Annotated in this window: 11 protein-coding genes; 3 read left to right on the top strand and 8 right to left on the bottom strand. The window is 38.5% G+C overall.

What is annotated here, in order from left to right; all coding sequences use genetic code 11:
* Genes ABUE36_RS05540 through ABUE36_RS05515 form a run of 6 tightly spaced genes read right to left on the bottom strand, consistent with a single transcriptional unit; the run spans window position 1 to window position 5,483 of the window.
* Window positions 1–957 (bottom strand): glycosyltransferase family 2 protein, encoded by a 957-nt coding sequence (locus ABUE36_RS05540; protein WP_421017319.1) that lies wholly within the window; start codon window positions 955–957, stop codon window positions 1–3.
* A gap of 3 nt (window positions 958–960) precedes the next feature.
* Window positions 961–2,001 (bottom strand): hypothetical protein, encoded by a 1,041-nt coding sequence (locus ABUE36_RS05535; protein ID WP_421017318.1) that lies wholly within the window; start codon window positions 1,999–2,001, stop codon window positions 961–963.
* Window positions 1,998–2,795, bottom strand: coding sequence for a DUF4422 domain-containing protein (locus ABUE36_RS05530; RefSeq protein ID WP_421017317.1), 798 nt, complete (start codon window positions 2,793–2,795; stop codon window positions 1,998–2,000). Before ABUE36_RS05530 ends, ABUE36_RS05535 begins: the two co-directional genes overlap by 4 nt.
* Window positions 2,785–4,173: a hypothetical protein gene (locus ABUE36_RS05525; protein WP_421017316.1), complete on the bottom strand. Its 1,389-nt coding sequence runs from the start codon at window positions 4,171–4,173 to the stop codon at window positions 2,785–2,787. The genes ABUE36_RS05530 and ABUE36_RS05525 overlap by 11 nt, the downstream gene beginning before the upstream one ends.
* A 15-nt stretch (window positions 4,174–4,188) precedes the next feature.
* Window positions 4,189–4,818, bottom strand: a complete 630-nt coding sequence (locus tag ABUE36_RS05520; RefSeq protein WP_421017315.1) for a YveK family protein — start codon at window positions 4,816–4,818, stop codon at window positions 4,189–4,191.
* Window positions 4,819–4,838: 20 nt separating this feature from the next.
* Window positions 4,839–5,483: a sugar transferase gene (locus ABUE36_RS05515; protein ID WP_421017314.1), complete on the bottom strand. Its 645-nt coding sequence runs from the start codon at window positions 5,481–5,483 to the stop codon at window positions 4,839–4,841.
* A 337-nt stretch (window positions 5,484–5,820) separates the two neighbouring features.
* On the opposite strand from ABUE36_RS05515, the gene ABUE36_RS05510 reads away from it, so the two are divergent.
* The 3 genes from ABUE36_RS05510 to istB all read left to right on the top strand — a co-directional run bounded on the left by ABUE36_RS05510 (window position 5,821) and on the right by istB (window position 9,751).
* Entirely contained in the window at window positions 5,821–7,248 is a 1,428-nt protein-coding gene (locus tag ABUE36_RS05510; protein ID WP_421017313.1) for an oligosaccharide flippase family protein, read from the top strand.
* 532 nt (window positions 7,249–7,780) lie between these two features.
* Entirely contained in the window at window positions 7,781–9,004 is a 1,224-nt protein-coding gene (gene istA / locus ABUE36_RS05505; RefSeq protein WP_003555353.1) for an IS21 family transposase, read from the top strand.
* 9 nt (window positions 9,005–9,013) lie between these two features.
* Window positions 9,014–9,751, top strand: coding sequence for an IS21-like element helper ATPase IstB (gene istB, locus ABUE36_RS05500; RefSeq protein ID WP_014386885.1), 738 nt, complete (start codon window positions 9,014–9,016; stop codon window positions 9,749–9,751).
* Window positions 9,752–10,173: 422 nt separating this feature from the next.
* Here the strand turns inward: istB and ABUE36_RS05495 are convergent, their stop codons facing one another.
* Together ABUE36_RS05495 and ABUE36_RS05490 are read right to left on the bottom strand one after the other, a co-directional pair.
* The gene (locus ABUE36_RS05495; protein WP_421017312.1) at window positions 10,174–12,645 is read right to left on the bottom strand and encodes a CHAP domain-containing protein; all 2,472 of its coding nucleotides are present in this window, start codon (window positions 12,643–12,645) and stop codon (window positions 10,174–10,176) included.
* 200 nt (window positions 12,646–12,845) lie between these two features.
* Window positions 12,846–13,682, bottom strand: a complete 837-nt coding sequence (locus tag ABUE36_RS05490; RefSeq protein WP_421017311.1) for an acyltransferase family protein — start codon at window positions 13,680–13,682, stop codon at window positions 12,846–12,848.
* Between the last annotated feature and the right edge of the window lie 90 nt (window positions 13,683–13,772).

Below are 13,772 nucleotides of genomic sequence, written 5' to 3'. Positions count from 1 at the left end.
TTAATTATGTGTTGCACTTAAATTGTAAACGCGGGGTAAATATTTTTTACATAATCCTTGATGATTGCGAACGCCATCCCAAAAGCTGCGATGCAACACCAAAAGTTCATGTTTACGATAGCCAGTAAATTGTTTGCCGAACATAGCAGCATATTCCATTTTCAGAATCCAATAAACCACCCAAAGGCGGGCTAAAACAGGTCGTTTAGTATGTTTTAGTACAGTTATTATATGATTTCGGTGACCGTAATACTCACGCCAGTCTGGCGCATAGTGACTACTATAATCAATTGATGGAATATTTGTTTTATGGGTTAATATTGCCTTATGCACGTTGATGATACGAGAGTGTTCACGTATTCTAATCGAATACTCGATATCATCGTGCCAAATAAAGAATCCTTTCTCTGGCAGTCCTATTTGTCGAATAATTTTCATGTTTATAAAAGCGCCACAAAACGTTAACAAATCGATGTCAAAATCTTTGTCATATTCGTCAGGATTAGTCCTTAGTTCACCGAGCCAAGTCCAGTTCCGCAATCGCATACGTTGATCGAATTGTATTCGTCCATCAACCAGTTTAACCGTTCCCGCAAATGCCTTAACATCAGGATTAGATACTACGGCATTGTCCATTTCCGTAAAATAATCATCATGAAAAATTGCGTCGTCATCTGAAAGAGACAGCCAGTCAAAATTGTACTTTTCGGCTATCTTTACCCCTTCATAAAAGCCACCGGCCCCGCCAACATTGGTCGTCAAACGATGGTAATCTATAATAGGATTATTTAGCAGATTTGCTGAGCTCAGCGCTAATTCAGTCCCATCACTTGACGCATTGTCAATTATAATGATTTTTTGGGGGCTTTCCGTTTGATTTAGCAACGCAGTTACAGCTTCAAGCAACAGCTTTTTTCGATTAAAAGTCACAATCACAGCGCCATAATTTAAGCTCATCAGCTAATCCACCTCTTTTTCCAGAAAATTCAAAGCCTTTCTAGCAGCGCTCTTAACATAAAAACCTGAAGTTAACTTTTTCGAAAGATTCTGCGCGTTCATTTGCATTTCAATATATTGTTTCTCTGAAATTTCAGATAATTTAGCATCTAGTTCCGTTAAAGATGAAACAAGCACACCAACCTTATTTTCCTCAACAAACTTTCCAAGTGCAGCTTCTTTCCAAATAACGACAGGCATTCCGGCACTTAAATATAAAGAAGTCTTATGAGGATTATTAAACTTAAGATAATTGCCCAGTAGACCATCGCATGTTTCGATGCTTGAACCATCCCAAACTAATCCATAACCATTTTTTAATTCATCAATCAATTTTTCTGGCGGAAAGATTCCAGCGTACTTCATGTTTTTAGGAAAATTTAAGTCGTCGTTTTTGACGCCAAAAAAACGAAAACCAGTTTTAAAGTTCGTATGAGTAAGCGGTGAAATAAACTTGGACTTTTTCAAATTTCCTGCAAAATTTACCACGTTCCGTAACTGCGGGTCATTATTTGGCAACTGCTCCTCATGATAGTAGTCAAAAATTCCTAGTCCAGACCATGGCGTTTTCATACCATTTTCTTCCAAAAAATTACCCATGTCATCGTTTGATGGAATTACATAGTTAAACTTATTCAAACGGTGTACTTCAGCCTTCAAAGATTTCCAAAATTTGTATGCTGGAAAGTGCAATCGCACCGCTTCTAAATCATGCATCAACCCAATTGTTTTTACTCCGTGACGCTGACACCAGCTAAGTAGCAATTCATTGATGACAAAACCGAGATAAGTTGGATATTGAATAAACAGAATATCCCCAGGAACTAATTTCTTTGTAATTGCACTAATTGTTTGTCTGATCTTCAACTTATCCTTGCCTTGAAGATACGGCACACTAATCGTAGTGTAGCTTTCTTGATTCAGGAAATGCGTGACATCCATTTTAGCTTTGCTGTTGGCATTGAAGTCAGCGCTAAATTCAACATTCAAAATAAACTTGCTCATTTAACTGTATCCTCACGTTTTGATTCATTAAATTGATTTCCCCTAAGTTTTCTAAGAAGAAAACTTTGCCCTTTTTTGAGCCAATTTTGCTTTTCCATAAAAACACAATTTACTTCTGTATATTTATACTGATTTGTATCAATCCAAACATCTAGTAACAGTTCACTAACGAACCCGTAAACTCGTCTCTCATATGAATCATAATCACTTACATCCGTACAGTTTTCTACTTTTTGTAGAACATCGAACAGCCAGGTACAATAATCATTCAAGAGATTTCTTTTCATGATAAACATATTAAACATATGCGCAGATCGCTGATTCATCACTCTATCAAAAGCGGGCAAATATTGAACATAGTCTCGTGCAATTATTTTTCTGGCATCATCTAAAGGCTTTATGTGGTGAGCATGTAAATAATGACTATAGTTAGTCTCTATATAATAATGTCGTTTTTTTGGTAAAATAATTGGATTTACAGACAGCATTCGTTCAACATCTTGCTTATTCAAGATGTTGGATAAGTCCTTTTTCTTGCTCTTACTCAAATAGCGACGGTAATGCACCAAACCAATGGCATCAGCATCTAAATTTTTCCAGGCCCAATAAATAGCAGTTAGCTCATTATAGCTACTATTTTTTTTTGATATATTGTCCCTTCCCTGATCATCGCCCTGAAAAGGTAATTCTGTTTGTGGGTGTAAAGCACGTCCAACAAAAATCGGTAAATAGAGACTGTTATCGGAGGGCATCTTGTAGGCCTTATGAGCTGCCACCAAAATTTTAATATTCATTCAATTCTCCCTTATTGAGTTCATTATCAATAATGTCCAGTGCAATCGTATAAAAGAAAAATGAGATTAACATATAATACTCATTCCATGAAAAAATTAATATGCTCAGTACAAAATACATTACCAAAAAAATCTGAAATGAATCTAAAATTGTAAGAAATAGTTCACGATTTTTTAAAGTTGAATTTACTAATCTTTTCTCTAACGATAAGGCACGTTTCAGTTTCCGATATACATAGATAATAACAGGAACGACTAAAACAAGACCAAATTGTGCGAGCCATCCGCCCCAAACACTTAAAATTGGATAGGCCTTTTTTGCGTACACTGTCAAAAATTCGTAATTTGTCTTGGTTGCCGCTGGGGCGTATTGCATAATATATGACCCAGTCCATTCGTTCCCCACACCGATAATAGGGTGATGAACAAAAGTCAACAACAGCCCTAAGGTTCCACCTAACCTATTGTCCGTTCCACCTTTTTGGAAAAGATAAGTGTTCAACATTCCCCGAATCTGAGGAATAAATATGTAACTTAAAGCGATTAGAAATACTAGGCAAATGCCAGCAAGATAGTATTTTCTTTTATCAGATCGATCACTATTAAAAAATAGCAGGAAAAATATCAATGCAATAACTAAAAAACCGGTTGTAGTCTTAGCAAAAAAAAGCACAACAATCATCAATCCTAAAACCAAAAAGTAAGGCACTCTTCTCTTGGTTTTAAATGTATTGCTGAAATAATCATAATGATTATGAATTGCGGCAATAACTGGAGGAACAAAAACGCAACCAATTAAAGCCGCTAAATATCCAGCCTCAGCCTCAAATCCATTGACTCGATGCATTGTAGTGGCGTAACTACCTTTTGTGTACCAATCACGTCCAGGCCAACGCCGTTCAAAAACAGAAGCCAGTAAATCCACCCATCGATGGCCTAATGGACTCATACTTGCAAATATTTGGGGTATCAAAACAATTACCGAATATGCTAAAAACGCAACAATTACTGCACATTCAAATTTTCTTATGTCACTAACGCTTCGAACAGCAAAAAAAGTCGCATAATAAGCCAGTATCCCAGTGATAAACAAGGCGAATAAGTCAATTAGTCCGTGAGCCAATCCAGCGTCCTGAGGGGAATTTCCATAACGTCCGAAACTAGCAAGAATTGCGAGCATCTGAATTGCAATTCCAAGAAGCACAAACGCAATAACCTTCTTCGACAACTGAGGTCTGTACAAATCATTTCTCTCTACACCAACAGTGCCAAGTACGTAGACTAATAACACAAAAAAAGGCAGGCTCACCGCTGTGCTTAGAAAACTAGTCGTTAATGGACGAACAAACAACGTCAGTGGAATTAAAACTGCGCTCATTTTTGTTCCTCCAAACTATCTTGCTTTTCTTTCTGGTAAAAAAAGGTGTACTCCAAAACCAACAACTGCTGCTAGAACCATGCCCAATATGGAAAGGAAAATCGTATACTTTGTGACACTGATAGATTGGCTACTAGTCACCGGATTCTGATTTGCAGGAGCGAGCTGTTTCATAGTACTCCCCCCGCTCATATAACCCGGTAATTTAGTGACAGCTACTTGAGCGGTCTTATCAGCAAGTCGCTGAGCTACTAACTTAGTTGGACCTTTAGCCGTGATTTTAAGCCAAGCAGTATTGGGTACACTGTCAACAGAAATTTGTTCTGACAAATCTTGCTTGTGAAAATGGTATCCTGTCGTCCCTTTCATTTCTTTATTGATGTTGTTGGTGAAAACAGGATCTGTCAACACTTGCGCATATGTATTGATCATTAAAGCATCAGCCTGTAATTGATTATAGGATTGTTCTGTATCGGTTAAATGAACCAGAACAAGGTTGGTGCTCGCAGTATAAACTGTTTGAGATTTCTTTGAGGCGTAAAAAAAACCCGAAACACCAAAAATAGCCCCTACTAAAATGATTGCTAAAATATATTTTAGAAAAATCATCACTAAACTATGAACGGAATAAGAAGTTTTATTCATAAGGTTTTTCCTCCTGAAATTCAATACGCGCCATCTGATTTAAAAATTGAAACAATGTTTTTAAAGAATATTTTAGTATCTAACGTTAATGATGCATTTCTCACATAATTCAACTCAATTTGACACCGCTCCGGGTAAACAATGTTACTACGTCCGCTGGCTTGCCAGAGTCCCATGGCTCCTGGACGAACCGAAAGGAACTCGTCCACATCGTCACCATATTCTCTGAGTTCCTGTTGGACAACTGGTCTTGGTCCAATTATGCTCATCTCACCGCGTAAAATATTAATAAACTGCGGCAACTCATCAATCGACGTTTTTCTCAAGAATTGACCAAATGAAGTTATTCTAGGATCTTCATTAGGCGGCAATTTATAGCTGTTGGCCACGTACTTTCGATAAAGCTGCTTATTTGCGTACAGCTTTTCATCAGCGTTAACAACCATAGATCGAAATTTGAAAATAAAGAATTTTTTCCCGTTTTTCCCTATTCTCTCTTGTTTAAAGATAACAGGACCTTGATTTTCTGGGCTCAACTTGTAAGTCAGAAAAACAATGAGAAAAAGTGGACTAAGGACAATTAAAGCCAAAAAAGACAAAACGATATCACAAATTCGCTTTATAATAAAATACAAAAACTTATTTCTTTTATTTCCTGAAGACATAGTTTCAATCCTTTTGTATTAGGTAAGTGGCCGGAACGGCCACGCTATTGCTAACAGTCATGTTAGCCTAGGTGCAAACCATATGAAACGATAACATTTCTATTTAGAGACATCAAGCCGCATTAACAGCATCTTCATAAAGCTAGCCTCAAGAACTCATTTTACATCGGCAACTACTCATTTTTAAATTTCAAAAAAATTCTGAACAAAAAATTTACTTTATAGTGGCAGAGTGGCAGAATTCTTATTTTCAGTGTTCAATTTTCATGATAGTATTGTTGAAGTGTTTTTAATCCACTCCATCATTTGAAATCCAATCAGGGAGGATTTGAAAAAAATGAGAGTCATCAAAAATTTTCTATATAATGCCTCCTATAATGTCCTGTTATTACTTATACCATTAATTACGCAGCCATATATTTCAAGAGTATTACAACCTTATGGCAATGGTGTATATCAGTATACGTATACGATCATTCAATATTTTGTTTTGCTTGGTGATTTAGGAATTACGTTGTATGGAAAAAGGGAAATAGCCTATCATCGTGATGACCCTCACAGTCGTTCCAAAATTTTTTGGGAAATAGAAGGACTGCAAGTCATCACTACCACGATTTCTTTGATTTTCTTTTTGATTTTTGTTGGTATAGATCGTCAATTCGTTACTATTCAAGTTTTACAAGTCCTATGGCTATTTTCTGCAAGTGTGGACGTTTCTTGGTACTTTATGGGCTTAGAACAATTTGGAAAAACTGTTCTGCGTAGCACAATAGTTAAATTGCTGTCCATAATACTTATATTCACCTTTGTAAAGCAGCCTAGTGATTTATGGAAATACACCATTATTCAAGGCGGTGCTCAATTAATTGGAGGACTTACCTTGTGGCCCTATCTTCCACAAACAATTACAAAAATTCGCTTGTCTGATTTAAATATTTTAAAGCATTTTAAGCCCTCACTTATTCTCTTTATTCCAAACATTGCAGTTCAAATTTACTCAGTCGTTAATAAGACTATGCTAAAACAGTTTGACACTGTGTCCGCTACATCGTACTTTACATTTGGTGACAACATTGTCCGAACTGTTTTAGCGGTAGTCACCGCAACTGGCACGGTCATGTTACCAAGAATTGCAAACAGATTTGCTAAGGGAAACATGCATGCGGTTCATCTAAGCTTGTACCGAAATATGAACTTTGTCGCATCAATTGCCACCCCAATGATGTTTGGTATAGCAGCGGTTGGTGAACAATTTGCACCGCGCTTTTTTGGAATGAAATATCTTTTAAGTGGAAAAGTGATTGTTGCAGAATCACCAATAATCTTGCTAATTGCCTGGTCAACGGTAATCGGAATGCAATATTTAATGCCTGTAAAGAGAATGCGCGATTATACTGTTTCCGTCACACTAGGTGCAATTTCAAATATCATTATCAATATCCCATTAATAATTGAATTTGGAGCTGTAGGGACTGCAATGGCCACAGTCGTTTCTGAGGCCATCGTGACGCTTTATCAAATATATGTGGTCAGGGATGCCATTGATCTCCGTCAAATGTTTCAGGGGCAATGGAAGTACCTGTTGAGCGGCCTCTTTATGTACGGCATAGTCAAATGGATGACTTCCTATTGGTCGTTCAGCATTTTGCACTTTATCACAGAAATAACAGTTGGCTGTATCATTTATAGTATTGGTGTATTACTCACTCGTGCTCAAATTGTCACAGAAATAAGAAGCGTTCTTAATAGTCGTCTACACAAATAAAGAGAATTTCCAAGTTTCGAGATTCAACGTTTTCGTTCTCCTAAAATATTCTAGATGCACATTTAAATATCTATACATTAAACGGCATAATTCCGATGAATCGGAATTATGCCGTTTATTATCTCTTAAAATAATTCAATATTATTCGTCTGACTACCATCTCAATTTATTAGCCACTTCCAATTTCGAAAAATTCGCTCACTCTAACACGGTTCAATCGTTTTGTAGACTTGTTCAAACCACAAGCCTCAATACCCCCTCTTCATTTATAACGCGCATGCCTGAGCTATGATTAAATTGACAGTAGTGGTCAAATATTTGTACTTAAAAACAGTGTTTCTTTCCGTCTGAAAGGAGGAAGCATTGTTTGCTTTATCAATTCATGTGTCAGCAAATTTCAATATAAACACTTAAGCCTATCGACTCAGTGTAAAAGGCACCCGTAAAATGTAGGAAAACGGCAGGTTAGAACTGTTGGTTTTCCTACATTTTTTGTATCATGAATCACATCAGAGTGTAGGAGGAATTTGATGTGAGACGTGATTTAAGAGAAGGAGTGACGATTTACGTGACTGAAAATATTAAGCCTAACTTCGCCGAGATTGCCCGGCAATATAATGTTGATTATCGAACCGTTAAGAAAGCCTATGAGGAAGTCAAAGCTGGACTTAAGGGCCGACCAAGTGGTCGACCGAAACGGCCAAGTTTACTGGATCCATTCAAGCAAACCATCGATTCAAAGCTTGAACTAAATTGTTCGGCTGCTTCAATTTTTAAATTTATCCAGAAGAAGGGCTTTACCGGCAGCTATACCCTCGTGAAAGATTATTGTCGCCAAACCCGCCGAGAACGAGTTAAGAAAGCTACCATTCGGATTGAACATTCCCCTGGTCTCTCTGCTCAAGTTGACTGGAAAGAAGAAATGGCCCTAGTGAGCAGCGAGGGTGAGCTGTTTAAATTCAATATTTTCTTGTATGTATTGCCTTATTCAAAACTCAAATATATGACACTAACCTTTGATCGGAGCCAAGATACCCTCTTTTCTTGCTTACACGACGCTTTCCTTCATACCGGAGGTATTCCGACGGAAATCTGGTTTGATAATATGAAAACCGTTGTGGATCATACAAAATCCCAGTTTGGCCACGCTGTCTTTAACGAACGGTTCCACGAATTCTGTAAAGATGCCGGTTTCACACCAATTGCTTGTCGACCATTCAGACCACAAACTAAAGGTGCAGTTGAAGCCCTTGCTCGCACGGTTGAACGTTTACGGCCATACAATACTGAATTTGCTGATGGAACTGAGCTAATCGAACTAGTTCATATGCTCCGAGATGATCTAAATCATGAAACTTCGCAGGCCACGGACGAAGTCCCGTACCTGAAATGGTTAGACGAAGAAAAAGAGTACCTTCATCGCGTTCCAGTTAATCTCCTTGAACCATACTTCGAAGAAAACATTACCCGTGTCGTTTCGAAGGAGGCCATGATCAATTTCCGCAAATGTAAGTACTCAGTAGATCCGCGATACATTGGTTGTACGGTTGCTGTTGAAATCTCCAATGATGAGCAGCGCATTCACATTTATTATAACGGAGAAGAAATTCGTACGCACTCCATAACTACCAATTCGCTGAATTATGACCCCCAAGATCAGTTCAATATCCTCAAATCTGATTTGCTTAAAGGGCGGACAGATGAAGACATTTCAGCTTACATTCGTGAACATATGACTGATTACGACAACTTATAGGAGGCTACCATGACCACTAATAATCAAATTCTTTTAAATAATCTTGAGCGCTTAGGGTTAAACAAAATCCGTGAATACTTGCCGAATTACCTTGATCAAATTCACACTGATAATCTGTCATTAACTGAGGCGCTAATTGATTTAACTAATTCGGAACTCCAGAATCGACACGAAGGTCAGATTGCACGGGCCATTGGCCGTGCTCGGTTCCCCAATACAAAATCCCTAGATACATTTGATTTTAGCTTTCAACCCAGTATGAATCGCCAAGAGGTTCTGGAATTCCAGAATCTGGCTTTTATGGAAAAGTCTGAAAACTTAATCTTTATTGGCAATCCGGGAGTCGGTAAAACCCACTTGGCAATTAGTATTGGGATTGAGGCCTGTAAACAGGGCTGTCGGGTTCTCTTTATTAATTGTCATGAGCTGTTGATTAGATTGAGAGCAGCTTACGAAAAAGGACTGCTTGATCGATCTCTAAGCCGCTATTCGCGCTATGACCTATTAATTATTGATGAAATTGGGTATTTGCCAATTGGTCACCAAGAAGCTAACCTCTTATTTCAGCTAGTCAATGCCCGCTATGAAAAGCATTCAACGATCATTACCAGCAATAGTGATCTATCCGCTTGGGTTGATATTTTCCAGAACCCAACTGTGACAGCAGCCATTCTCGATCGCTTGGTTCATCATGTTCACGTAGTGAAGATCACTGGTAAATCTTACCGATTACGTGGCCTCAAGTAACTGCCGAAAACCTACATTTCTTTCTGCCGAAAACCTACATTTTTAAACTGCCCTTGACAACTCAGTAAATTTCAGTAATTACACTTGAAATAACGGCATCCGAAATCTCGTTTTAATCAAAATTTATCGTTATTGCATTTTGTAAAAGACACTCTCATTTTGTCATCGTTTATTTAGACAGTCAGGGATTTCCTGCCATGCTTTTTAAACATTTGAAATAAAAAAACTTCTTCCTTGAGGGCCAAGCTCTAATTAATGGCTTGATTCTCTAGGAAGAAGTGTATCACACCTTACTTTGGTGCTTTTTAAGTAGCTCTTATATCAAAATCTCGTTTATACGTTTAATATGATCAATCTCGAACCATGGATTCAGCAATTATGCGGTCCAAGGTTCTATTTACCACTACTCAACTTAAGACTCGCTAAAAAGTTAAATAGCCGGTAAAACTGCCGTCACCAACTCGTACCCAGCGTTCATGGTATGGTAATCCATTGTAGTTTGCTTCAGAGATTCTAACGTAGTTTCCTGAAACTTGCTCAACGTAAGCAACATGTCCATAAGTTCCAACAGTACTCCAAGCAATCATTCCAACAGCTGGGGCATTGTAAGTTACTGAGCGCGCGTGATAAACCCAATCTATGGCATTTCCATACCAGTAAGGACTGACTCCTTCCGCTGCTAATCGCTTAGCAGCGTAAGCAGTACACTGACCAGCATAATAACCATAATCATTACCCCAATCAACACCATAGTTGATTTCTTGACCAGCTCCATTGAAATGGTAAATAGTATTATTGATTCGCTGAATTCCGGTTACAATAGCACCATTGCCATCAGCGTAATACCAACCATTACCGCCCCAAATCCAGCCAATTTGAATCCTGCCGTTATTATTGGCAAAGTACCAGTGGCCGTTAACCCAAATCCATCCGCGTTGAATAGCTCCGCCGTTGTAGTTAGCGTAAAACCAGCCTGTACCATCATTTATCCATCCGCCTTGAATGGCTCCACCGTTATAACTGGCATAATACCAATTATTGCCGCTATACACCCAGCCATAATGTAAACTGCCATTTGCATTCAAATAATACCAATTACCATCCCACAACCAATCTGTGTGCATTGCACCACCGTTGCGATCTAGGAAGAACCAGTTATTGCCATCCCAGGTCCAACCGCTGTGCATTGCGCCACCGTTGCGATCTAGGAAAAACCAATTATTGCCATCCCAGGTCCAACCGCTGTGCATTGCGCCACCATTGCGGTCTAGGAAGAACCAGTTATTACCATCCCAGGTCCAACCACTGTGCATTGCGCCACCGTTGCGATCTAGGAAAAACCAATTATTGCCATCCCAAGTCCAGCCTCTTTGCATTGCGCCGCCATTGCGATCTAGGAAGAACCAATTATTGCCATCCCAGGTCCAACCACTGTGCATTGCGCCGCCATTGCGATCTAGGAAAAACCAGTTATTGCCATCCCAGGTCCAACCACTGTGCATTGCGCCACCGTTGCGATCTAGGAAAAACCAATTATTGCCATCCCAAGTCCAGCCTCTTTGCATTGCGCCGCCGTTAGGATTCGTGTAAAACCAATTATTGTCATCCCAAATCCAACGATATTGCAAAGCCCCATTGCTATTAGCATAATACCAATTTCGATCTTTAACCCAACCAGTCTGTAAGACACCGTTTTGATTATTAAAATACCAATTGTTATTGATGTTATTCCATCCGGTAAGCATAACACCGTTGTTATTCATCAAGTACCAAGCGTTGTCAATCAGCTGCCAATAATAAACAATACTGCCATTAGGACTACTATAAAACCAGTTGTTATTATTACTGAGCCAGCCAACATTCATTGTGCCATCACTTGGCTTTAGCCAGTACCAATTTTTATTATAATCGAGCCATCCTTCATGCATGGTGCCAGAGCCGTCTAGATAGAACCATTTGTTATTATCTTGGTACCAACCCGACTGCATTACACCCGATTCATTAAAATGGTACCAACTACCATTTACTTTAGCCCAAGCCTTTTCGGGAACATTATTTTGATACCAATACCATTGACCGTTTTCAAGTTGCCAACCGTTTTTTACACTATCACTATCTTCTGAGTCATTTTGTTCACTCATAAAATTGTAATTTGTGGCTCTCACCCTGCTAGTATTTTTTTGACCAGTGGATTGTATACTACTAGCTTGTATTGACGATGCACCACTCTCAACCTTAACAGCAGAGGATTGAGAGTCGGAAGCAGTTTGAGAGATGCTTTTTGCCTGACTACTCGTAGAAGAATTAGATGAAGTCGAATCTCCCGCAAGACCTACTACAGAACTCTTACTCTGTAAAGTTGCACCACTACTTTGCAAACTTAGTTCACTTGCTTTAGCCGAACTGGGCATGGTATTGGAACTTGTCGAATTCGAAGTAGAATCAGTTGAGAATTCTTTGACCGAACTTGAATCAGCATTTGAGTGAACGTCGTCTATTTCACCTTTAACAGACTCCGTAGAACTATGTTTGTCACTAGAACTAGAACTAGAACTAGAACTAGAACTAGAACTAGAACTAGAACTAGAACTAGAACTCATGATAGACGCACTTCTGGACGTGTCAACACTTGTAGCCGGTGCAATACTACTGTTAAAGCCTTGGCTTTCATCGGCCTGAGAAACTGTCGTCGCTTTATTAATATCATGACCAATGAAAGTCGATGTATCAGAAGCATTGTCACCTTTTTGTTGGTTAATATATGTTGTTTTGTCTTGATTATCTGCATGTACCGTCAAATCATGACTGTTAAAAGTCAACACGACAGAAGTTAACGCAATACCTAAAATACTCAGTCGTCTTAGTCTTTTAGCATATTCACCCTTATTCCCCACAACATGTCCTCTCTTCCTGATATTTCAATAGTTGACAGTCTACAATATTCCTTTTTTTTCGGCAAATCTTAATAAAACCAAAAGAGTCTTCTAAAACCCGTCGCAACGCGTTTTAGAAGACTCTATTTCACTCATTTTCGTTTTCGTTACAGATTAGTAACACAAAGCGCTTAAAACCTTATTAATAGCATTAACTAATATTAAAAAGCATATTTAATCGGATTCTCTTGCTTCTGTGAAATTTTTTCAAGAAAGTAAGTTAAAGCAACTGCCCAGAGAACTGCGAACCCAAAAATGAATGGTTGCGTTAATTGAATTCGCGTCATGCCATAAAAAGTTGCCCCGAATCTGGCCAGTACCCAGAACTGTGAAAAATATGCGACGGTGCTAAATTTCCGAATTGTTTTATCGCCATAAAGCTTGAAAGATGGCATTTTAATCAAGAAAATCATCAGTAAGAAAACTGTTGGAGCCAGTAAAAAAGATTGGTCGGTGCTAAAAGCCCAGTTGTTCTTCACAGCAAAAGTATCTTCAATATCGAGTAATGCCCAACTAAATATCAATCCTACACTAATCAACGAAAGTCTTTGTTTAACAAGTACCTCTTCATATTTTGCCAGCACTTCACCGAGAACAAAGTAGAATGGTCCAGTAAGAATTGTTGTTGGCAAGTAAAAATATGCAGGATTATCAATCATTAACATGAAATTTTGCGGTAGTAAACGAGCGTACAAACTAGCTAATACCACAACCACGTAAAACGGCAAACAAATTAGAATCTTAGACCAAGTAGAACGTTTCCTTAATATTACGAAAACAAATATGGCACTGAAAATGGAGGCCGTTACGTACCACGATCCTGGAAAAGTATCTGATAAAAGTGTGTTTAGGACTAGAAGTGTCCATTGGCGACTTGCAGGCAATTTGATATTCACAAAGAATTCTGAGTAAACAAGCGGCAAATTAACAATAATCCAGAAAGCATAGAGTTTAAGCAACCTGTAAACGTAATACTTTGTAGTTTTCACTCCCTGCACTAATGAACCTGCCTGCAATTTCTTGGGGCGAATTTACAATTGAAATGCAACACAAAGTAAAAAAATAAACCCATACCGGGTAGAATATGT

Origin of the sequence: Furfurilactobacillus cerevisiae (genome assembly GCF_048961765.1) — a bacterium.
GTDB classification, from domain to species: Bacteria; Bacillota; Bacilli; order Lactobacillales; family Lactobacillaceae; genus Furfurilactobacillus; species Furfurilactobacillus milii_A.
Note: the sequence above shows the minus strand (reverse complement) of the source record. Positions and strands in the feature narration are given on the sequence as shown.